Origin of the sequence: Clostridium hydrogeniformans DSM 21757 (assembly GCF_000686705.1) — a bacterium.
GTDB classification, from domain to species: Bacteria; Bacillota; Clostridia; order Clostridiales; family Clostridiaceae; genus Clostridium_Z; species Clostridium_Z hydrogeniformans.
The window spans coordinates 150,194-172,264 of sequence record NZ_JMLJ01000007.1 but is presented as its reverse complement, the minus strand read 5'-3'; the positions used below and the strand labels follow the sequence as shown (position 1 = coordinate 172,264).

Sequence of the window (22,071 nt, the reverse complement as noted above, 5' to 3'; positions counted from 1 at the left end):
GAGAAGAAAATGAGAAAAGCTAGACTAAAGATTATTTATATAGTAAAAATAGTTTTATACTCAAAAGAACCCGGTTAATTTAAACCGAGTTCTTGATTATTTAAGTAGATTATCTTTTATAGTCGTACCACCAACCACAATTATTACAGTGATATCTTGTAAATCCAGGTTCATGATAAACAACTTCTATATCAGGATTTGGACAACTGCATGAAGGTCTAGCAGAAGCCTGCTTAAGACTACCACCAAATGCACCTAATATAGAGAACATAGCTGCTGAAAATAAGAAAATAGATATTTTTCTTAAGAATGAAGATCTTTTAGAATTTTCCATTTATCTTTCCTCCTAAATATTATTAGATTATCTAGCCAGATATATAAATTATATGATTAGTAAATTAACAATATAACAAAAATAAACTATGAATTTATTAGTTTTATATTAAAATTAAACAATTAAAATATAGATATAAAATTTATACAATTAAACATGGAAATTTGTAATAAATAAAAATTCATTTTTAAACTCACACTTATTTATTAATAAAGTATTAAATGCACTTATACTAATAAATAGGTGTGAGTAAGTTCTATATAACTGAAAATAATTTATTACTATTATTAACAGTTAATAAAGCTATAGCATATTATACTATTGAATTATTTTACAAGAGGTGTAGTATGAAAAGCAGTGAAAACATACTAGGTAAATACTCATATCTAGAGCCCTATTCATCAACATGTAAGCACCAGGGACCTTTGGGAACTATTTATGATATACCTTGTATAAAGGAAAGAAGAAGGGAAGTAGAAGTTTTTATTAAATATTATTATCCAGAAACCTCAAAAGAGGAGGAAGAAATGATTCATTCTTGTGCTCGTAAGGCTGGAGAAGAAGCATGGCCTACAATTTCAGGGGCTATTGCTAGTGGGATGTCTTTAATACCTGGAGCTATTGTTATAGCAAATGAAATTCTCAGGAGAGATTTTAAAGAGTGTTTAAATAAAAGTAATGTATCTACAAAGATAAAAGAAGAATCAACTATAGGTATATATAGAAGAAGACTAGGACAATAGTAATAAGCGATACAGAATCATACTGTATCGCTTATTACTTTTATAGAAAAAATACGTGTATTTTAGTAAAGTATTATAAAGATTTTATTAAGTTTCTAGGGAAAAGATTGTAATTTATTTCCAAGGAAATGCATTTAATTAACTATCTCTAAAAAAATTAAATCATTAATATCTTAGAAGTAGTAGTAGGATGTGTAAAAATATGGTACTGTGTTTATTAGTAGATATTTTATATATGAGGTGATTATAAATGGATGGAGGGTACTATATTGGTTGGGGGACTTTGGCATTAATTAATGCGGGATTAGCACAAGGAAAAAATAAGTCAGGGATTAATTGGTTTATTGCATCTTTATTTTTAGGTCCCTTAGCCACCTTATTGATTGTATTATCTGATAAAGAGAGGGGGATTTTGTAAGTATTATTATAGGTAAGCTCTTATAGTGGTAAATTATTTTATAGAGAAGCCTTAAAAAAACTACAGTGTTTATTTCTATGAGAAGTCATATAGTATTTAATAAAAGAAAGATTAATTATATTTTTATTAGGTTATGCTCTAGCATTATGTTGAAATTATATATAAAAGGGGATGTCATATTAATAAATCTAACCACAATATGTTGTATTAGACTTTAAAAATATAATACACTATATTGTGCTTTTTTATTCTTTCTGTGAAAGCCACTTAAGATTTTATTTAGAATTTGACTTAATCATTACTTAAATTTACTTCAATATCAATAATAGAGTCCTCATTCTCATGAATAATTTCAACAAAAACTTTGTTTACCATTGTAGTAAAGCTTTCTTGAATAACACTAACATCTTCAAAAGCCTTATCCAAATCATATTTTGAAGTAAAATTTCCCATCGTCATATGAGGCAGGAATGTCTTTTCATTTAGCCACTCAGGTTTATAGGGTTCTAAAATTCCTGTATATAACTTTGAACTAAGTGTTTTTATATCTTCAATTCCTTCTTTTGAGACTAAAAATATATACATTCCTAAAGGATTGTCTATTTTTATTATATGATTCATAGTTAATCTAAACGGACTTACTAAGAACTTTTTTCAAATGCTCTTTAAGTTCAATTGATGTAAGATTACTTTCAAATGTAAATACCAAAGTAATATATGGTCTAACATTATTAGCAAGGGGATCATATTTTTTTCTTATATCATCTATAATATTAACATTTTTAAATTGTGGAAATATCATTATAGTCCTTTTCTTCATATTATAGTTCAATTTAATGATCCTCCTTTTTTATGTATTTTGAATAATTATTATAACATAACTTACAATATATTGAATATAATCAGATAAATATTGACTCCTTATTAAATATATATTTTTAAGTTCCTATTACATAACGATTGTAATTTATTTCCAAGGAAATGGGGAGGTATTTATATTTACTAAAGATAATTAAAAGTATAGGAATATACTGTAGATAAAATGTTAAGAATTATATCTACTACTGGTTCTAAAATATAGATGAGTACTGAAGATTACTCTACATTTAGAATATAGATTTTTAAATTTAAAAAAACTTAAGATTGAAAATAAAAACCCGTAAAAATTTATTAGGTATTTATTATAAGTATACAATCTTATAATTTATATATGCTATTATATAAACTATAGAATAAGGCGAGTGGCTACATAGGGATTATACAAACTTGTGGTTACAGCCAAAGGGATACTCATTTATATGGGTATCCCTTTAAATTTATATTATAGATTTTAAAATTTAAATCAATAGATAGATTTTAAATGAAGTGTATAATATAAATTCTTATAATAAAGATTTTATATAAGGTAAGCTAAGAGTCTACATAAAATTATTTGTTTAGTCTAATAATAATAATAATGTTATTTAGAATAGCTTCTTTAACTTATAGTTTAATAGATACTAATACTATACTATGATTAACAATATAGTTAAGTTTAGGATATTTATTATTAAAAGATAGTAGATTCTAATAAAAAGCCTTATTTATTTAATATAATATGTTATAATGTACTAGAATTAAAATATATAGTGCTCTAAATAAAAAAGATGAGATATAGGTTTTTTATTGGAATAGATAAGTTTAATGTTATAAGTTATTTTTATATACAACTAATGATGAGATAAGTATTTAGGATATTAGGAATTATAATAAAACACTATTAAAAAATTTCTATAAGATTTCTTAAGTTTGATTTTAATATAAAGCTAAATTTACATAGTAAAAATTAATATAGTTTTTTCTACTGAAGGTTTATTTTATATAATGATTAAAATATATAATTTTTAGTAGTTATAGCATGTATGAGTTAAGTCTTAATAGGAAGAACCTATATTATAGTAATATATTTTTTATAGATAAGTATTTTTTATAAATTCCTATTTATCGGTATATCATTAAAAGAAGTTGTATAATTACAACTTCTTTTTTTATAAAAAACTTAAAGATTAACTTGTTTTATATAAATAAGAAATAAGACTTTTATTTAAAACTAAAAATTAATAAATATAAACTTTGAAAATAATATAATAATTAGGCTGATTTTAATAAATTAATATATTAACATTGTCTATTTTAATTATATTAAGGATTTCAAAGTAAAATTAATAGATTATCAGGCAAAAGGATGAAGTAAGGGTACAGTTTAGGGAGGCAAATTGTGGATAGTAAAAAATATAAAATAAATGAAGTAGCAGAAATGCATAATATATCAAAGAAAACACTAATATATTACGATAAAATTGGTCTTTTTAAACCCAAATATGTGGATGAAGTGAATAATTATAGATACTATGATATTCAGGAATTTCCAGTTCTAAAGCAAATTGTATATTTAAAAAAGATTGGATTTTCTTTAAAGGAAATAAAAAGTCTTTTAGACAACAGAGAACATAATTTAACCATAGAAGCTTTATCAAATAGAAATAAGGAGATTGTTAAAGAAATTGAGAGTCTTAAAGAAATTCATAGAAGTATTGAGTATTTAATGGATTTTTATAAGGGAGCAAAAAATCTTGATAAAAGAGATTTGTATAAACCATCCATTAAAATATTTCCTGAAAGAAAAATATTTCACTTAAGGTGCAGGGGAGAAGTTACAAAAGAAGAGATTATGCTAACTTATAGAAGGGCACTGAAACATCTTCAAGATTTAAATTTATTTTCTCATAAGGAGTATGGAACTATTTATTTTAAAGAGGGAATAAAAGAAGGGTTTACATATAATTCAGGAGCATTTATAAGTCTCCCAGATAACTTTAATATAGAGGGTCAAAGTATTGTTGAAGATGGTAAATATATATGTATGTATAAGGATGGCGGATATTACAATGAGGAGGCATTAACATATCTTTTAAAATGGATAGATCAAAATGGATATGAAGTAGATGGAAATATATATGAATATTCATTAATTGATTATACTTTTACTAAGTCAGTAGAAGATATGGTGTCTGAGATTCAAATAAAGGTGAAATAATAGGTTTTATTATTGTGAAAAAATTATTATTGACAATGACCTTGGGTCAGGGATTACATTTAGATTGTTAAAAAAAAAATAAAGTTAGGAGTGCTTAGGTAATGGCAGAAAATAAAATTAACGCAAAAGATTTTATCAATAAAATTCTTACAGGTATGAGTATAGGAATTGTAGTTGCATTAATACCTTCCGCTTTATTAGGAGAATTAGGAAAGGCTTTAGACTTACAAGCTGTAGTAGATATTACTAAGATGGCTAGTAGTTTATTAACTATAATAATGGGCCTTTGCATAGCAATGCAATTTAAAATGTCTCCTATTCAATCAGGAACTTTAGCAATAACTACAATGATAGGTTCAGGAGCTTTAAAGGTCAATGGAAAGATTCTTCAATTCAATGGAATGGGAGATGTAATAAATGCTGGTATAACAGCAGCATTAGCAGTAATAATAATACTTTATATTGGTAATAAACTAAAAGCTTACACAATGCTTTGTGTTCCAACTCTAGTAATAACAGGAGTAGGGTTTATTGGACTACAAATTCTACCTTATGTATCTTCATTAACAGGCTACTTAGGCGAGATGGTTAATATGTTTACAACATTACAACCAGTGTTAATGGGAATATTTACAGCAGTTACTTTTGCTATATTAATAGTTTCACCAGTATCTACTGTAGGTGTTGCAATGGCAATATCACTAGGAGGAATCGGTTCAGGAACTGCTAACCTTGGAATATGTGCAGCTGGTTTTGGATTAGCAATAGCTGGATTTAAAGTAAATGGAATGGGAACTTCATTAGCTCATGTATTAGGTTCGCCAAAAATGCAATTAGCAAACTTTGTTAAGAAACCTGCAATTATTTTACCTATAATTGCAAATGCAGCGGTAGTTGGAGCTTTAGGTGGATTCCAGGGTATCCAAGGTACACCAATGAGTGCTGGATTTGGTGTTAGTGGATTAATAGGACCTATAAATCATTTAAATATTGCAGGATATAGCACTGGAAGCTTAATAGCTACTGTAGTTATGTTTATAATAGTACCATTTGTATTAAGCTTTGTATTTAAATACTTATTTATGAATGTACTAAAAATAGTTAAAGAAGAAGATTATTTAATAGAATTTAAATAATATGTAGGATTTGGATAATCTATAAAATATAAATAACATAGGAGGAATTTTATAATGAGAGTTGTTGCATATGCATGTAGACCAGATGAGGCTGAGGCTTTTGAAAAATTTTCAAAGGAATTAAAATTAGATGTTACTTATGTAAAAGAAAGTTTATCTCCTGAAAATGCACATTTATCAGAGGGGGTAGAGGGTGTTACAATATTAGGTAACTGTAATGCTCAAAGAGAGGTCCTAGAAAAGTTAAGTAAAAGTGGAGTTAAGTATTTAGCTACAAGAAGTGCTGGATTTAATAACATAGATTTAGAAGCAGCTAAGGAGCTTGGAATAAAGGTAAGTAATACAAAATATTCTCCAAATTCAGTTGCTGACTTTGCAACAATGCTTGCATTAATGCTAAACCGTAGAGTTATAGAATCAATAAAAAGAAGCCAAGGTCATGATTACACATTAGGTGGACTTATGGGAAATGAATTACGTAATCAAGTAGTAGGAGTTATTGGAACAGGAGCTATTGGACAAGTTGTTGTTAAAAACTTTACAGGCTTTGGTTGTAAAATACTTGCTTATGATCTATATCCAAATGAGGAAATGAAAAAGTATGTTGAATATGTTGATCTAGATACATTATTAAGTAAATCAGATATCATAACACTACATGCTCCATTATTTGATAGCAACTATCATCTAATAAATAAAGAAAATATTGCTAAAATGAAGGATGGAGTAAAGATAATAAATACTTCTCGTGGAGAATTAATAGATACAACTGCACTTATAGAAGGATTAAAGAGTGGTAAAATTAGAGGGGCAGGTCTTGATGTTATAGAGCATGAATTAGGAATATTCCATAGTGATTGTCGTTTCAAAGGCGTAAATCATGATGAATTATCCATATTAAAGAACCTACCTAATGTAATATTAACTCCTCACTTTGCTTTCTATACAGATCAAGCAGTTAGTGACATGGTTGAACTTGGATTAAAGAGCTTACATTCATTCTTATTAAATGATAATAGCCCTTGGCAAATTAATGGGTAACAAATAAAGTTAAGAATAGACATCCTTAAAGTAATCTATAATATTACTTTAGGATGTCTATTTTTTTATAGGATTTATCACCCATAAATAAAGGATAATTTTAATAACTTATTTTATAATCCAGTGCTTAAACATATCTTTTTTAATAAATAAGAATAATTTTCTTGTCTATGGTGATTCTAACATTATAGAAGGAGTGGTATATATGACGAATAAACGTAGGGTTACTAAAAAACAAATGGCATCATTAGGACTAAAAAAAACAGAAAATGGTGATTATGATTATATAAATCCTGAAGAAAAAAACACCTCAAAATATAATCCTATAAAAAAGAAAAATAGTAATTAAGAGCAGTATGATAATTATTCAATGTTAAATCCAGTATATAAGTTTCTTTTTAAATAAACTTATATACTGGATTTTTTATATGAGAGATTTATAAATTTAATGTTATAGGGCTTTAAGTTTTAAAGTTAATTTATCCATCTGGCTAAAGCAACACAAGTCAATAATAGATATTTCTGTTAAGTGGATATTTGTGGTATATGTTAATACAAGTAAAGGAGTTTCATAAATTTAACATATTTACTTGTAAATGAATATAATATTTCATTATATTTAATTTAGATAATTAAATATAAACTAATAGGTTGTAAATGACTCTAAAGTTATATTAATAAAATAGAAACTTAAAAATTCTTGTTATAAAAGGATTCTAAAGATAAATATGAATAAATAGTTAATAAAATTGCTGTGAATATTAAAGTGATTATTCAAAAAATTCATGAATTAAACCTAAAAATCATAAAAAGACTTAGTTAAATTAATACAGCATCAAAATAACTGCATTAAAATTAAATCAAAACTTGCAATACTGCCATAATATCAAAAATATATGAAAAAAATCTTGCAAAATCTTGTTGATTTTACTTATTATAAGAGCTAAAATGAAACTGAAAAATCATACTAAGTGTTTTACTAGTATAGGGGGTAATATTTATGGAGTATAGAAAAAGTAGTGAGTTTAGAGTGGAGAGTGATTCTATAGGCTTAAGAGAAATACCAATTGGGGCATATTATGGTGTTCAAACTTTAAGAGCTGTAGAAAACTTTAGAATAACAGGAAGTAGAATTCATGAAGAATTTATAAGAAGTCTTGCAGAAACAAAGAAGGCATCAGCATTGGCCAATGGATCAATAGGACTTTTAGATAAAAATATTGAACAAGCTATAGTTAAAGCTGCAGATGAAATAATTAGTGGAAAATTTCACGAAGAATTTATAACAGATCCTATCCAAGGTGGAGCAGGAACATCTATGAATATGAATGCAAATGAAGTAATTGCCAATAGAGCCATTGAAATTTTAGGTGGAGAAAAGGGAGAATATAATATTGTACATCCTAATGATCATGTAAATATGGGACAATCTACTAATGATATTATACCTACAGCAGGAAAAATAACTACTCTAAAGCTTCTTACAAAGGCCTTAAAAACTCTAGAAACTTTACATAATTCACTAAAAATAAAATCTGAGGAATTCCATCATGTTGTAAAAATGGGTAGAACTCAGTTGCAGGATGCAGTTCCTATTAGATTAGGACAAGAGTTTGGAGCCTATAGCGCTGTAATAAAGAGAGATATTAATAGAATTAAAAGATCAATGGAAAGTTTAAGATATGTAAATATGGGTGCTACAGCAATAGGAACAGGGATTACAGCAGATGAGGAGTATGAGACTAGGATTGTTCCTATTCTTAGCAAAGTAACAGGCATTGATTTAACTCAATGTGAGGACTTAATAGATGGAACACAAAATTTGGATGCTTTTTTAGAAGTATCTTCTACCATTAAGACTGCAGCTGTTAATTTATCAAAAATAGCTAATGATTTAAGATTAATGTCCTCTGGACCAAGAACCGGTTTTGGAGAAATAAATCTTCCACCAAAACAGAATGGATCTTCAATAATGCCTGGAAAGGTTAACCCTGTAATACCAGAAGTTATAAATCAAATTGCTTTTAATATTATAGGAAATGATATGACAATAACTATGGCAGTAGAGGCTGGACAGTTAGAATTAAATGCATTTGAACCTATTATATTTTACAACTTATTTCAATCAATAGAGACACTAACAAACGGGGTAGAAACCTTTGTTAATAATTGTATTGACGGAATAACAGCTAATGAAAGAAGATGTGAGGATTTAGTTGAAAATAGTATTGGTATAGTCACAGCTATATGCCCATATATAGGTTACAAAGAGGCAGCTAATATAGCTAAAAAAGCTATGAAAACGAAAGAACCTATAAGGAAACTAATATTAAATGAGGGGATAATGGGAGAAAAAGAACTTAATGAAGTTTTAGATGTTTCTGCCATGACAAAGCCTGGCATCTTAAGAGAACTTAATATTTTAAAATAATAGAAGGGTGGTATATTAATTATGAATTTAAAAGAGAGAGCTTTAAAATTTCATAAGGACAATGAGGGGAAAATTGAATTAAAGTGTAAAGTGCCTGTTAAAACCAGTGATGATTTAACTCTAGCTTATACTCCTGGAGTTGCAGAACCATGTCTTGAAATTAATAAAAATCCTGATACAATATATGATTATACTTCAAGGGGAAACTGGGTAGCTGTAGTAACTAACGGTACAGCAGTACTTGGACTTGGAGATATTGGAGCAGGAGCAGGACTACCAGTTATGGAAGGAAAGGCTGTGTTATTTAAAGCTTTTGGTGGAGTTGATGCTTTTCCTATTTGTTTAAATACAAAAGATGTAGATAAGATAGTAGAAACAGTAAAGCTTATGGAACCTACCTTTGGGGGAATAAATTTAGAAGATATTAAAGCACCAGAATGTTTTGAAATAGAAGAAAGACTTAAGAAAGAGACAAGTATTCCTATATTTCATGATGATCAACATGGAACTGCTGTAGTTTCAGTAGCTTGTCTTATCAATGCTCTAAAGGTTGTTAATAAAAGTTTTAAGGATATTACGGTAGTTGTAAATGGAGCTGGAGCAGCGGGGATAGCTATAACAAAGCTTCTTTTAAGTATAGGAGCTAAGGAAGTTATTTTATGTGATACTAAGGGAGCCATATATAAAGGTAGAGCTGAGGGAATGAATAAATATAAAAATGAAATATCTGAAATAACTAATAAAACTATGAGAAAAGGTTCTTTAGGGGATGTATTAAAAGGAGCAGATGTGTTCTTAGGAGTATCAGTTGCTAATTGTGTAACAGAAGAAATGGTACATTCTATGAATAAGGATTCTATTATTATGGCTATGGCTAATCCAAATCCTGAAATATTACCAGATATAGCTTTAAAAGCAGGAGCTAAGGTGGTTTGTACAGGAAGATCAGATTTTCCAAACCAAGTTAATAATGTAGTTGCATTTCCAGGAATATTTAGAGGAGCACTGGATGTAAGAGCTTCTGAAATAAATGATGAAATGAAAATTGCAGCATCTTATGCTATAGCTTCTACTGTATCAGAGGAGGAATTAAATCCTAGTTATGTAATGCCAGAAGCCTTTGATTTAAGAATAGCACCAAAGGTAGCAGCAGCTGTAGCAAAAGCAGCTATTGAAACAGGAGTTGCTAGAAAAAAAGATATTACTCCTGAAATGGTAGAAAATCATACAAAAAAACTTTTGGATATTAATTAAAATATAATAAAAATCTCTGTAGTAAGGCTTGACGGGTTTACTTAAAGAGTGCGAGATATTAAAAATACAATAATATTTGAGTGCAAACAATTTTTGCACTCTTTTATTTTGGCTTATATCAATCACTTAAAGTTATTTATAGCATAAAGTATATCAATATTTGAATTGTCGTTTCTCTTATGGTGTACACAAGGAGTTAAAAAGGTAATAGGTGGCTATCGTAGGTATGTAAAGGACGGTGGCAGAAACTATTTACGACCAGTAGCCGTAGCTGGAAATTCATATGAAACATATCTTTCTATATTTAATGTAGAAGGAGTTGAAAATGGCATATGGAGATACTTACCACTATCACACCAAATTGTTTTTTTAAAGAGTGTAAAAGATTTGCAAGACAGAATTGCTGATACATTTACAAATCCAAGTCAAAATCAAAGTTATACATCTAAAGCCGCAGTTGTTTTCTTCTGGGCATGTACACCATATAAAGGTGAGTGGTTAGGGCGTGACACCGCACATAAAAATATGCTTTTGGAATTAGGTTATATATCCCATCAATTATATTTAGCTGCTGAAGCCTTAGGATGTGGATGCTGTGCAATAGGTGGTTATTATCAGGAAAAATCAGACGAACTTATAGGCGTTGATGGCATAGATGAATTTACTGTTTTATGCTCATCTGTGGGATATGTTTTATCTGAAGAAAAAAATTAGGTAGATAGATACCCAGATGCTCGTATAAATCCTAACTTTTACAAATAGTTAGGTCATAATATTCTTATATTGTTCAACGATATAAGAATATCATGTAAAAAACTATACAGAAACTAAATTTAAGCATAGTTTTTTGTTGTAAATTTTCTTGTAAAAATGACTGCAAGTAAAAATGTTTTTAGTATTTACTATATTAAGTTATTTAAATCTCATAATAAAATATAAAATGTTACCAATATATATAGAACTCTTTGTGGAAATCCCTAATATAGGATAATAAAGTTGAATAAATGTTAAAAATTTGTTAAAATACCTTCTGGAAACGTTTTGAGGGGGATTTGTATGAATTTTTTTAAGAATAAGTGTCTATTTATACCTACAATTATTGTTATAACGTTTATATTAATAGGTATTTCTAGAGTATTAGGTGGAATAGTAATTTTAGCTGAAACTATGTATTTAGCTTATTATCTATTTAAAAAAAATAAGAAGACTAGAAGACTTTCTAAACCTTTAAAAGTACTTATTGGAATTCCATTAGTATTTATGTTTGTGGCTGGGGTTGGTTTAGGATTTGCATCTGATAAAAAAGAAGACGTGAAATTATCAGCACAAAAAAATCTAGCAAAGAAAGAAATTAAAGAAGATGATAAAAAGATTAAAGAGGAAGAGGAGAAGAAAAAAGCAGAAGAAGAAAGATTAAAAATTGAGGAAGAAAGGAAAAAAGCAGAAGAAGAAAAATTACAGGAAGAGCAAAAGAAAAAAGAAGAGGAACAAAAACTACAGGAAGAAGAGAAAAAGAGGTTAGAGGAAGAGACAAAAAAGAGGGAACTTGAGGAGAAGCAAAAAGTACAAGAAGAAAAGAATGCTAAAGCTCAAGAGGCATCAAAATCATCCTACGCTGGTAATAGTAATAGTAATAGTAACAGTAGTAAGAATAATAATGTTAATAGTGGTAATCAAAATACTATGGTTTGGTTACCTAAAAATAGAGGGAAATATCATTCTAAACCTAATTGTGGAAATATGGATGCTAAAAATGCAACTCAGGTTTCTTTAGAAAAAGCCAAGGCTTCCTATGGTCCTTGTAGTAAATGTAGACCTCCGAGATAAGTATATTAATTATTCTCTAAGGAATTAAAGATAATAACTGGTAAAGTATATAAAATAGAATAGTTTTTATGTGTTTGTTTTAAAAAGTAGTTTGTAAAATTAAATATACAGACTACTTTTTTTATATAGATAATCTCAATGGTAAAGCATTGAATAAACTAATTGGTATATTAGATGCTATTTTAACCATAATATAAAGATGGTAAAATTTTATCTAAGGAGGCAAATATTATGGATGGAACCTTAAGAAAAATGAATATAATTCAACGTTTCTGGATGAGGGATATAGCTGATCATGCTCTTTTTGTAAGAAAAAATTTAACAGTAGAGCAGTTAAAGGAATCAGAAAAGGCATTGTATTATCATCAAGAATTTCAAACTTTTGATAGGTTAGCTCAAAAGGGGGGAGCTTAATTTTCAAAAAGTTCGTCCATTAGTAATAGATTTTATGAGTTTTTCAAATGAATTATTACTATCTCAATTGACGGAACACCTGGTAGCCAATGACTATCCTGCATTTCGAGACCATCTTGTTAAAGAAAATCAATATTATCTTAAGTTAATTAGTGAGGAAACTCCAGAGGAGATGGGGAATAGAGAAATACTATATGAACTTGTCTTCTGGCTTAGGCAGACATTTGAGCACTCTATGTTTATAATGCATTGGGCTGACCCCTACGAATTTGGACCTATAAAAAAAGCCCAAGATTTTGCACAACAATTTTCATATCTTCTTAATAAAGCAAGACTCCTTGTTTCTATGATGAGTTTAGAGCCAGTTCCAGAGATACCATCATCAGTGGAAATTCTTAAATCTTTGACTCCAGCAGCTGAGAAGCCTATACCATCTTTAATGTATCTAGTTAGACAAAGTTTAACTCTTATTAAAGAATATAAAAGTCATTTATTAAGTGTTAGGTCTATGATACATGACTTTGAGTCACTAGGTGTGTTATCTACTAGGTTTGTAGATCATCAGACTCGTGAAGCTGGGTATTTTATTGGAGTATTAAATTATATTCTTACTAAAGATACAAGTTATTTTGAGATTGAATACTCAGATATGCCTTTTGGGGAAGAGTATATAAATGATTTTTATTAAGATAATGAAATTTTCTAAAATCTATTTTAAATTAAAATATTACCTATCACTTGGTGAGTAATCACATTTTAAGACCTTAGAGTTTTTATGTCTAAGTTATATGATATAGTAATTTTATTAATAGAAAATTACTTTTACTGCAACAAATTAATATGGAAATATATCCTATATTCCTAAAAAGATATGATACAATATATAGAAAGTAAACGTATTTTACCACTATAAGAAAAACAATTTTTTATATTACAGTATATTAAATTAGGACATAGAATAAGGGGGGGAGATAATGGAGTTAATAAGACCAGAAAAATTAAAAATAGGGGATAAGGTTGCAACTGTAAGCTTATCTTGGGGAGGAGCTGGAGATAAAAACATATTGTGGAGATACAAAGTAGGAAAAGAGAGATTAGAAAAACTATTTGGGTTAAGCGTTGTTGAAATGCCACATACATTAAAAGGCTCTAATTACTTATATAATAATCCTAAAAAAAGAGCTGATGATTTAATGGAAGCCTTTAAAGATAAATCTATTAAAGCTATATTTTCTTGTATTGGAGGGGAAGAAAGTGTTAGAATGCTTCCTTATATAGATTTTGATGTTATAAAGGAAAATCCTAAAATATTTATTGGTTATTCTGATACTACTGTAACTCATATGATTTGTTATAAGGCAGGATTATCTACTTTTTATGGACCTTCTATTCTTGCGGAATTTGCAGAGAATGTAGAGATGTTTGATTATACTAAGCATTGGATTCACAAAGTTTTATTTGATAGTTCTACAATTGGAACCATTGAGGCATCACCAATTTGGACAAGTGAACATTTACCTTGGGAAGAGAAAAATAAAAATATAAAAAGAAAAATCAAGGATAATAGTGGATATGAACTTTTACAAGGAAAAGGAAAAGTTAAAGGAAGACTTATTGGGGGATGTGTTGAGGTTCTAGAAATGATCAAAGGTACTAAAATATGGCCATCCATTGATGAGTGGAAAGATACAATACTGTTTTTAGAAACTTCAGAAGAGAAACCAAGTCCTAAGCACTTAGAATATTGGCTAAGAAACTATGGTTCCTTAGAAATACTTCAAAATGTTAAAGGGATAATATTTGGAAAACCTTATGATAACTTATACTATGAGGAATACAAGGAAGTTATATTAAAGGTTATTAGAGATGAACTAGGTCTTATTAACTTACCAATTATGTATAATATGAATTTTGGACATACTGCTCCTACCATGATTCTACCTTATGGAGCGATGGCAGAAATTAATTGTGACGATATAAGTTTTAGTATAATAGAATCATCAGTAAACTAAAGATAAGTTCAAGATAATATAACATAAAAGAAAATAAAAGTTATTGTAAGTCTTTACTTAAAATATATAGGTAGTTTATACTGATTATATAATAATCAGTATAAACTACCTATATATTTTGATTAAATGAATTTCTTATATGGGTTGTATTAAATAATTTACATTTTACTTATTGATAGCTAAAGAAATGTTAAGTGAATCTAATTTAGTTTTAATATTACAACTTATATATTAAAATATTTATAAATATGATATATAAGAATATATTTACTATGACTACATTGTATATAAAAGGGAAGGGTGAATGATTTGAATTTTTCAGAAAAAACTATTGAAGAAAATTCCATATATGAGGGAAAAATAATAAAACTAATAAAGCAAAAGGTTGAGTTACCTAATGGTTTAGAAAGTGAGAGAGAAATAGTAAGACATCCAGGGGGAGTTGCAATACTAGCATTTAAAGATAAAGAGACTATATTATTAGTAGAACAGTTTAGAAAACCTATAGACAAGATGCTTATAGAGATCCCTGCTGGAAAGCTTGAAAAAGGGGAAGATCCTAGGGACTGTGGAATAAGAGAGCTAGAAGAAGAAACTGGATATAAGGCTAAAAACTTCACATACCTTGGAAAGTTTGTTACAGCTCCTGGATTTTGTGATGAATATATATATTTATTTAAAGCAGAAGATTTATATAATGGAGTTAAAGGTGGAGATGATGACGAATTTATAAACCTTCGTGAGGTAAATATAAATACAGTTAAAGAAATGATAAAAAGCGGTGAAATAGAAGATAGCAAGACCATTGCTGCATTAATGTACATATAAATAATAAAAAACTTCTCATATCCTCCCATTAATAATCATAGATATAGATATGATTATTACATAGGGAGGATTTTTTTAATGAATGATAAGAATTTTTTTCTAAGCATTAGGAAATATATAAACTATAACAAATGGTTTTATATTGGATCTATATTATTTCTACTTACAGGTATTGTTATTGGAATTTACGTAGTGCTTTACATGGGAGATACATATAAATCTGATATAACAGGCTATTTTACATCCTTTACGAAAGATTTTAGTTCTATGACTATAAATAGTAAAGGAATATTATTTCAAGGACTCAAAAATAATGGGCTTTTAATAGTAGCTATATTTGTAATGGGAATTATTATAGTAGGAATTCCTGTGATACTAATAATAAACCTTATAAAAGGTTTTACTATTGGTTTTAGTGCTGGGCTTATTATGAGCTCTATGGGAATAAAGGGTGGTTTATTCGTATTATTAGCAGTCATTCCCCAAAATATTTTTTACATTGGGGCTCTTCTTGTAACTTCTGTGTTTTCTACAGATATGGCTATGAGTAAATTAAAGAGTAAGTTTGTAAAAACTCCTTATAATTCAAAAGGAAGTCATATGTATATCTATCTTTTAGCAATAAGTTTTTCTATGATATTAATTGGAGCTACAGTAGAAGCGTATATAGTTCCTTATATAATAAAATATATAATTTAAAAGAGTATATTAAAAGAGAAGGGTTTTCAATAAAAATGTCGAAATTATTTATGATAAATACTTTATAAGTTTTATCATAAAATAACCTATATAGGAGATTTATTATGAATGCACTGGTAGATAAATATATTAAATATATAGAGGGAAAACAATTAAGTAAAAATACCTTAGATGGATATAGAAGGGATTTACTTAAATATATAGACTTTGTAAAAGAAAGAGATGAAGATATAAATATAGCAGATGAAATAACTATAAATGCTTATATACAAAGTCGAGTAGATAAAAAATTTTCTAATTCCTCTATTAATAGAAGTATTGTAGCTATTAGAAATTTTTATAAGTTTCTATATAGTAAGGGATATATACATGATTCTCCTATAATCTATTATGAACTTCCTAAAATTAAAACTAAGATACCAAAAACCTTAACTATTGAAGAAGTTGAAAGACTTTTAGATACTCCAGATGTAAATACTTATAAAGGGTTAAGAGATAAGACCATGTTAGAAATTATGTATGCTACTGGTATGAAAGTATCTGAGCTTTTAAACCTTACATTATTTGATGTAAATATAAAAGAGCAATATATAAAATGTAAGGGTAATAAAGACAGAGAGAGAATGATTCCCCTTGGAACCGTTGCCATACGCTATATAGAGGACTATATGGTGATTAGAGGTAAAATGGAAGGGGTAAAAGGAAGATTTTTATTTTTTAACTCAAGGGGAGAGAAAATGACAAGGCAGGGTTTTTGGAAGATAGTTAAAGAATATGCTAAAGAAGCTAAAATAGATAAGGATATAAACCTATATACCCTAAGGCACTCTTTTGCAGTACATTTATTAGAAAATGGTGCAGACATAAGGTCCTTACAAGAACTCTTAGGTCATGTGGATTTATCAGCTACTCAAAAATATTCCTATATAACTAAGAAAAATAAATTAGCTGAAGTATATAAGAATTCTCATCCTAGGGCGTAAAATGAAAGGAGAATATATATGAGTAAAAAAGCAGTATTAATTGTGTTAGATAGTGTTGGAATCGGGGAATTACCTGATGCACATTTATATGGAGATGAAGGTAGTAATACATTAGCGAATACTTGGAAAGCTAATGGAGGACTAAATATCAAAAATTTAGAGTCTTTGGGTATTGGCAATATAGAAGGATTAAATCATATTAATATAAAGAACATTAATGGTAAAGGCGCCTTTGGACGTGCTATGGAGGCTTCTAAAGGAAAAGATACAGTTACTGGACATTGGGAAATAGGGGGAGTTATATTAGATACACCTCTTAATACTTATCCTGATGGCTTTCCAAAGGAAATAATGGATGAGTTTGAAAATAAAATTGGAAGAAAGACTTTAGGCAATGTAGTTGCCTCTGGTACAGAAATAATAAAAGAATTAGGGGATGAGCATGTTAAAACAGGCTATCCTATAGTATATACTTCAGCAGATAGTGTATTTCAAATAGCTGCTCATGAGGAAATAATACCTTTAGATGAACTTTATAAGATGTGTGAAATTGCTAGAGCAATGCTTGTTGGTGAAAAAACTGTAGGAAGAGTTATTGCAAGACCTTTTACAGGGGAGCCAGGAAATTATACAAGAACTTCTAATAGACATGATTATGCTTTAGATCCATTTAATAAAACTATGCTAGAATACCTAAAGGAAAATAACCTTAATGTAATGGCAGTTGGTAAAATAGAGGATATATTTAATAAAAAAGGTGTAACTCATGCAGTTCATACTAAAAACAACATGGATGGAGTAGATAAAACTCTAGAATATATGAGAGAAGAAAAAGATGGATTAATTTTCACTAACCTAGTAGACTTTGATAGTGTTTATGGTCATAGAAATAATCCCGAAGGATATGGAAAGGCCTTGGAAGAATTTGATGAAAGACTTCCAGAGATTATTGATGCCTTAGGAGAGGAAGATATTCTTATAATAACAGCAGACCACGGATGTGATCCAACTACAGAAAGTACAGATCACTCAAGAGAGTATATTCCTATAGTTGCTTATGGAAAAGGAATTAAAGAAAATGCAGATATAGGAACAAGAACTTCTTTCTGTGATATAGGAAAAAGTATATTAGAATTCTTTAATATAAATAATGATTTAAATGGAGAAAGCTTTTATAATAAGGCTAGAAAATAATATTTTGACATAACAGAAGGAGGACTTTAAATGGATATTAATAAGTTAAAAGAGAGTGTAAGTTTTATAAAAGGAAGAATAAAAGAGGAGCCTACCTTAGGACTTATCTTAGGATCAGGTCTTGGTGATATGGCTAATGATGTTAATGATAAGGTAATAATAAAATATTCAGAAGTTCCTAATCTTCCAGAATCAACAGTACATGGTCATGCTGGTCAATTTGTGTTTGGTAAATATAATAACAAATCAGTAGTTATGATGCAGGGAAGATTTCACTACTATGAAGGAAATAGTATGGAAGATTTAATTCTTCCAGTTTATATAATGAAGGAGTTAGGGGTTAAAAATATAATAGTTACTAATGCTGCTGGTGGAGTTAATACTGATTATGTACCAGGAGATTTAATGATTATAAGCGATCATATAAATTATTGTGGAGTTAATCCATTAATAGGAAGAAACTATGAGGAAATAGGAGCAAGATTCCCAGACATGTCATCAGCTTATAATAAAGAACTTATAGCTTTAGCTGAAAGTAAAGCAGAAAACCTTGGAATAAAGGTTAAAAAGGGAGTTTACTTTATGGCTTCTGGCCCATCTTATGAAACTCCAGCAGAAGTTAGAATGATAAGAATTTTAGGTGGAGATGCTGTGGGAATGTCTACAGTTCCAGAAGTAGTGGCTGCTAATCATTGTGGTATTAAGGTTCTTGGAATCTCATGTATAACTAATATGGCATCTGGAATTCTTGATCAACCATTAAATCATGAAGAAGTAATTGAAACCTCAAGCAGAGTAAAGAAAGAATTTATAAACTTAGTTGGAGAAATAATAAAGGACATAAAATAAGTTTAGGAGGGTGATTACTTAATGAGAATGTATGACTTAATTTTAAAGAAGAGAAATGGTAAGGAGCTTACTAAAGAAGAGATAAGCTACTTTGTAGAAGGCTATACAAAGGGAGAAATACCTGATTATCAAGTGTCAGCATTATTAATGGCTATCTTTTTTAAGGGTATGAATAGTAAAGAAACCTCTGAACTTACTATGTCTGTAGTTAACTCAGGAGATATATTAGATCTTTCAGAGATAGAGGGAATAAAGGTTGATAAGCATAGTACAGGTGGAGTTGGAGATACTACAACGTTAGTTCTAGGACCTATGGTTGCCGCTCTCGATATACCAGTTGCAAAGATGTCTGGAAGAGGACTTGGCCATACTGGAGGAACTATAGATAAACTAGAATCATTCCCAGGGTTCTCAGTGGAAATGGAAAAAGAAGACTTTATTAAAAATGTTAATACTATAAAACTAGCAGTGGCTGGTCAAACAGGTGATTTGGCGCCAGCGGATAAAAAACTTTATGCTTTAAGAGATGTTACTGCTACTGTAGATAATATATCTTTAATTGCTGCTAGTGTAATGAGTAAAAAAATAGCTGCTGGAGCAGATTGTATAGTTCTTGATGTAAAAGTAGGAGATGGAGCCTTTATGAAGACTAAAGAGGCTGCATTTGATCTTGCTAAAGAAATGGTTAGCATAGGTAGAAATGTTGGGAGAAATACAATTGGTGTAATCTCTGATATGGATCAACCATTAGGCCTTGCTGTTGGAAACGCTTTAGAAGTTAAAGAAGCTATTGAAACTCTTCAGGGTAAGGGACCTAAAGATCTTGAAGAGCTTTGCCTAACTCTTGGAAGTCAAATGGTAGTTTTAGCTGGGGAAGCAAAAGATGAGAAAGAAGCAAGAGATATGCTATATAATACTATAAAAACAGGTAAGGCTTTGGAAAAATTCAAAGAATTTATAAAGGCTCAAGGTGGAGATGACAGCTTTATAGATGATACTAGTAAGTTCCCTAAAGCCAAATATGTAGTTCCAGTAACTGCTGAAGAAGAAGGAGTAGTAGAGAAGATACATTCTGAATCCATAGGGCTAATTGCAATGGAGCTAGGAGCAGGAAGAGCTACTAAAGAAAGTGTCATTGATTTATCAGTAGGTATAATGTTAAATAAAAAAAGAGGGGATAAGGTTTCTAAAGGTGATATAATAGCTTATATACATAGTAATGATGAAACAAATATAAATAAAGCTAAAGAAAATATAATAAAAAGCTATGTTATAAATAAAAATTACACGGATAATATTCCTCTTATATACGGTATAGTGGATAAATAAAGAAAGAGAGCTATGAATTTTAAAAATTCATAGCTCTCTTAAATTTTTAGTGATAATTTCATGAAAAATGGAAAAGATATATTTGAGAGGAGGAGGAACATGAGAAAAAACATAATGAAATTTATAAATATTTTTATATTATCCGCAATAGTTATCACTAATGTTTCCTTTAAGGAAGTTAGAGCTGAAGAGGTTAAAGGACTAGATGTAGAGGCTAAGTCAGCAATTTTAATGGAAGCATATAGTGGTAATATCTTGTATGAGAAAAATCCTCATGAAAAATTTGCACCAGCTTCTGTAACTAAGATAATGACCATGTTATTAACTATGGAAGCAGTGGATTCGGGAAAAATAAAGTTAGAGGATAAGGTTACTTGTAGTGAGAATGCTAAAAAAATGGGTGGAAGCACTATGCTACTAGATAACGGGGAAATAAGAACCGTAGAAGAATTATTAAAAGGGGTTGGGATAGCCTCAGGAAATGATGCTGCAGTTGCATTAGCAGAATACTTAGGTGGAAGCGAGGATGCTTTTGTAGATATGATGAATCAGCGTTGTAAAGATTTAGGTATGAAGAATACAACTTTTAAGAATTGCACTGGACTTCCATCAGAGGGACATATGAGTACGGCATATGACATATCTATAATGTCCAGAGAACTTTTAAAACATGAAACCATATTAAAATATACAGGTACATATATGGAAACCATATCAGAAGGAAGAAAGAGTCCAATAGAACTTGTGAATCATAATAAGCTAGTAAGATTCTTTAATGGATGTGATGGCTTAAAAACTGGATATACTTCAGAAGCTAAATATTGCATCTCTGCAACAGCTACAAGAGATGGAGTTAGAATGCTTAGTGTAATTATGGGAGCTCCTACCTATAAAATAAGAAATAGAGACGCAAGTATGCTTTTAAATCATGGATTTTCAAAGTTTTATAGTAAAAAGCTTGCAAATAAGGGAGAAGAAGTAGAAAAAATAGTTTTAGATAAAAGCGGAGAAAAGTTCTTCCTAGCTAAAGCAAAAGAAGATGTAAGCATAACTTTAGAAAAGGGTAAGGAAGAAAAAATAGAGAAGAAAATAGAATTAGATACATTAAAGAAAAGTTTTAAGTCAGGTGAAGTTATAGGAATATGCAAATTCTACGTAGGAGATAAGGAAGTTGGAAAGGTAGAAATTTGTTGTGACAGGGATGTTAAAAAAGGTGGCTTTATGGATAACTTTAAATATAATATAAAGAACCTTTTAAAAGGATCAATTTAAATAATATAAAAGAAATCATTTTATTAGAATGATTACAAAAGGTTTTATGAAAAAGCAGTAGTGACATTGTTATATGTCTTATTGCTTTTTCTTTTTTAACTTGTGTTTAATAAGATACTTTTTAAATATATTTATCTCGTAAATTACATACAATATATCCATTTGCATGTTTTAAATTAGCATAATATATTGTAGTATTTATTCTTTGTGTGACAGACCCATATGGATTAA

At 29.0% G+C, this 22,071-nt stretch carries 23 protein-coding genes; 20 read left to right on the top strand and 3 right to left on the bottom strand.

Translation table 11 applies throughout. The features are described from left to right. Positions 1–109: 109 nt before the first annotated feature. A complete protein-coding gene (locus BR69_RS19955; protein ID WP_034849361.1) occupies positions 110–334 on the bottom strand; it encodes a hypothetical protein in 225 nt (74 codons plus the stop codon). Positions 335–681: 347 nt separating this feature from the next. On the opposite strand from BR69_RS19955, the gene BR69_RS0104830 reads away from it, so the two are divergent. Together BR69_RS0104830 and BR69_RS21960 are read left to right on the top strand one after the other, a co-directional pair. Further along, positions 682–1,077, top strand: a complete 396-nt coding sequence (locus BR69_RS0104830; protein ID WP_027632174.1) for a hypothetical protein — start codon at positions 682–684, stop codon at positions 1,075–1,077. A gap of 250 nt (positions 1,078–1,327) precedes the next feature. After that, positions 1,328–1,495, top strand: a complete 168-nt coding sequence (locus BR69_RS21960) for a hypothetical protein (RefSeq protein WP_162832171.1) — start codon at positions 1,328–1,330, stop codon at positions 1,493–1,495. 291 nt (positions 1,496–1,786) lie between these two features. Here the strand turns inward: BR69_RS21960 and BR69_RS22145 are convergent, their stop codons facing one another. Both BR69_RS22145 and BR69_RS22140 read right to left on the bottom strand, forming a co-directional pair. Beyond that, a complete protein-coding gene (locus BR69_RS22145) occupies positions 1,787–2,116 on the bottom strand; it encodes a 2'-5' RNA ligase family protein (protein ID WP_051623494.1) in 330 nt (109 codons plus the stop codon). 7 nt (positions 2,117–2,123) lie between these two features. Next, positions 2,124–2,327: a 2'-5' RNA ligase family protein gene (locus BR69_RS22140; protein ID WP_051623493.1), complete on the bottom strand. Its 204-nt coding sequence runs from the start codon at positions 2,325–2,327 to the stop codon at positions 2,124–2,126. 1,425 nt (positions 2,328–3,752) lie between these two features. On the opposite strand from BR69_RS22140, the gene BR69_RS0104815 reads away from it, so the two are divergent. The 18 genes from BR69_RS0104815 (at position 3,753) to BR69_RS0104730 (ending at position 21,840) form a co-directional block, all read left to right on the top strand. Then, on the top strand, positions 3,753–4,571 hold the full coding sequence (locus tag BR69_RS0104815; RefSeq protein WP_027632173.1) for a MerR family transcriptional regulator: 819 nt from the start codon (positions 3,753–3,755) through the stop codon (positions 4,569–4,571). Between the two features lie 101 nt (positions 4,572–4,672). Then, positions 4,673–5,707, top strand: a complete 1,035-nt coding sequence (locus BR69_RS0104810) for a PTS sugar transporter subunit IIC (protein ID WP_027632172.1) — start codon at positions 4,673–4,675, stop codon at positions 5,705–5,707. Between the two features lie 54 nt (positions 5,708–5,761). After that, positions 5,762–6,748, top strand: coding sequence for a D-isomer specific 2-hydroxyacid dehydrogenase family protein (locus tag BR69_RS0104805; protein ID WP_027632171.1), 987 nt, complete (start codon positions 5,762–5,764; stop codon positions 6,746–6,748). Positions 6,749–6,953: 205 nt separating this feature from the next. Further along, entirely contained in the window at positions 6,954–7,097 is a 144-nt protein-coding gene (locus tag BR69_RS21955) for a hypothetical protein (RefSeq protein WP_162832170.1), read from the top strand. 651 nt (positions 7,098–7,748) lie between these two features. Further along, a complete protein-coding gene (locus BR69_RS0104795; RefSeq protein WP_034849360.1) occupies positions 7,749–9,179 on the top strand; it encodes an aspartate ammonia-lyase in 1,431 nt (476 codons plus the stop codon). A 21-nt stretch (positions 9,180–9,200) separates the two neighbouring features. After that, positions 9,201–10,433: a malic enzyme-like NAD(P)-binding protein gene (locus BR69_RS0104790; RefSeq protein ID WP_027632169.1), complete on the top strand. Its 1,233-nt coding sequence runs from the start codon at positions 9,201–9,203 to the stop codon at positions 10,431–10,433. 165 nt (positions 10,434–10,598) lie between these two features. After that, a complete protein-coding gene (locus BR69_RS19945; RefSeq protein WP_051623492.1) occupies positions 10,599–11,147 on the top strand; it encodes a SagB/ThcOx family dehydrogenase in 549 nt (182 codons plus the stop codon). A gap of 342 nt (positions 11,148–11,489) precedes the next feature. Continuing rightward, entirely contained in the window at positions 11,490–12,260 is a 771-nt protein-coding gene (locus tag BR69_RS19940) for a hypothetical protein (RefSeq protein WP_051623491.1), read from the top strand. Positions 12,261–12,491: 231 nt separating this feature from the next. Continuing rightward, positions 12,492–12,674 carry a DUF2935 domain-containing protein gene (locus BR69_RS0104775; protein WP_027632168.1) on the top strand — a complete coding sequence of 61 codons (183 nt, stop codon included), beginning with the start codon at positions 12,492–12,494 and terminating at the stop codon, positions 12,672–12,674. Between the two features lie 34 nt (positions 12,675–12,708). Further along, entirely contained in the window at positions 12,709–13,362 is a 654-nt protein-coding gene (locus BR69_RS0104770) for a DUF2935 domain-containing protein (RefSeq protein ID WP_027632167.1), read from the top strand. Between the two features lie 283 nt (positions 13,363–13,645). After that, positions 13,646–14,686 (top strand): S66 family peptidase, encoded by a 1,041-nt coding sequence (locus BR69_RS0104765; protein WP_027632166.1) that lies wholly within the window; start codon positions 13,646–13,648, stop codon positions 14,684–14,686. Between the two features lie 309 nt (positions 14,687–14,995). Continuing rightward, positions 14,996–15,514, top strand: coding sequence for an NUDIX hydrolase (locus BR69_RS0104760; RefSeq protein ID WP_027632165.1), 519 nt, complete (start codon positions 14,996–14,998; stop codon positions 15,512–15,514). A gap of 78 nt (positions 15,515–15,592) precedes the next feature. Further along, positions 15,593–16,213 carry a stage II sporulation protein M gene (spoIIM, locus tag BR69_RS0104755; RefSeq protein WP_034849357.1) on the top strand — a complete coding sequence of 207 codons (621 nt, stop codon included), beginning with the start codon at positions 15,593–15,595 and terminating at the stop codon, positions 16,211–16,213. A 104-nt stretch (positions 16,214–16,317) separates the two neighbouring features. Then, complete coding sequence (gene xerD / locus BR69_RS0104750) at positions 16,318–17,196, top strand: site-specific tyrosine recombinase XerD (protein WP_027632163.1); 879 nt, start codon at positions 16,318–16,320, stop codon at positions 17,194–17,196. Positions 17,197–17,214: 18 nt separating this feature from the next. Continuing rightward, positions 17,215–18,390, top strand: coding sequence for a phosphopentomutase (locus tag BR69_RS0104745; protein ID WP_027632162.1), 1,176 nt, complete (start codon positions 17,215–17,217; stop codon positions 18,388–18,390). A gap of 30 nt (positions 18,391–18,420) precedes the next feature. Then, a complete protein-coding gene (locus BR69_RS0104740) occupies positions 18,421–19,239 on the top strand; it encodes a purine-nucleoside phosphorylase (protein WP_027632161.1) in 819 nt (272 codons plus the stop codon). Positions 19,240–19,260: 21 nt separating this feature from the next. Beyond that, on the top strand, positions 19,261–20,568 hold the full coding sequence (locus BR69_RS0104735) for a pyrimidine-nucleoside phosphorylase (RefSeq protein WP_027632160.1): 1,308 nt from the start codon (positions 19,261–19,263) through the stop codon (positions 20,566–20,568). A 99-nt stretch (positions 20,569–20,667) separates the two neighbouring features. Continuing rightward, positions 20,668–21,840 (top strand): D-alanyl-D-alanine carboxypeptidase family protein, encoded by a 1,173-nt coding sequence (locus BR69_RS0104730; RefSeq protein ID WP_027632159.1) that lies wholly within the window; start codon positions 20,668–20,670, stop codon positions 21,838–21,840. Positions 21,841–22,071 lie beyond the last annotated feature (231 nt).

Bases quoted from the DNA above. Each gene is read 5' to 3' on its own strand.
- BR69_RS19955 (WP_034849361.1), bottom strand. From the start codon at position 334: ATGGAAAATTCTAAAAGATCTTCATTCTTAAGAAAAATATCTATTTTC.
- BR69_RS0104830 (WP_027632174.1), top strand. From the start codon at position 682: ATGAAAAGCAGTGAAAACATACTAGGTAAATACTCATATCTAGAGCCC.
- BR69_RS21960 (WP_162832171.1), top strand. From the start codon at position 1,328: ATGGATGGAGGGTACTATATTGGTTGGGGGACTTTGGCATTAATTAAT.
- BR69_RS22145 (WP_051623494.1), bottom strand. From the start codon at position 2,116: ATGAATCATATAATAAAAATAGACAATCCTTTAGGAATGTATATATTT.
- BR69_RS0104810 (WP_027632172.1), top strand. From the start codon at position 4,673: ATGGCAGAAAATAAAATTAACGCAAAAGATTTTATCAATAAAATTCTT.
- BR69_RS0104805 (WP_027632171.1), top strand. From the start codon at position 5,762: ATGAGAGTTGTTGCATATGCATGTAGACCAGATGAGGCTGAGGCTTTT.
- BR69_RS21955 (WP_162832170.1), top strand. From the start codon at position 6,954: ATGACGAATAAACGTAGGGTTACTAAAAAACAAATGGCATCATTAGGA.
- BR69_RS0104795 (WP_034849360.1), top strand. From the start codon at position 7,749: ATGGAGTATAGAAAAAGTAGTGAGTTTAGAGTGGAGAGTGATTCTATA.
- BR69_RS0104790 (WP_027632169.1), top strand. From the start codon at position 9,201: ATGAATTTAAAAGAGAGAGCTTTAAAATTTCATAAGGACAATGAGGGG.
- BR69_RS19940 (WP_051623491.1), top strand. From the start codon at position 11,490: ATGAATTTTTTTAAGAATAAGTGTCTATTTATACCTACAATTATTGTT.
- BR69_RS0104775 (WP_027632168.1), top strand. From the start codon at position 12,492: ATGGATGGAACCTTAAGAAAAATGAATATAATTCAACGTTTCTGGATG.
- BR69_RS0104770 (WP_027632167.1), top strand. From the start codon at position 12,709: ATGAGTTTTTCAAATGAATTATTACTATCTCAATTGACGGAACACCTG.
- spoIIM (WP_034849357.1), top strand. From the start codon at position 15,593: ATGAATGATAAGAATTTTTTTCTAAGCATTAGGAAATATATAAACTAT.
- xerD (WP_027632163.1), top strand. From the start codon at position 16,318: ATGAATGCACTGGTAGATAAATATATTAAATATATAGAGGGAAAACAA.
- BR69_RS0104745 (WP_027632162.1), top strand. From the start codon at position 17,215: ATGAGTAAAAAAGCAGTATTAATTGTGTTAGATAGTGTTGGAATCGGG.
- BR69_RS0104740 (WP_027632161.1), top strand. From the start codon at position 18,421: ATGGATATTAATAAGTTAAAAGAGAGTGTAAGTTTTATAAAAGGAAGA.
- BR69_RS0104735 (WP_027632160.1), top strand. From the start codon at position 19,261: ATGAGAATGTATGACTTAATTTTAAAGAAGAGAAATGGTAAGGAGCTT.
- BR69_RS0104730 (WP_027632159.1), top strand. From the start codon at position 20,668: ATGAGAAAAAACATAATGAAATTTATAAATATTTTTATATTATCCGCA.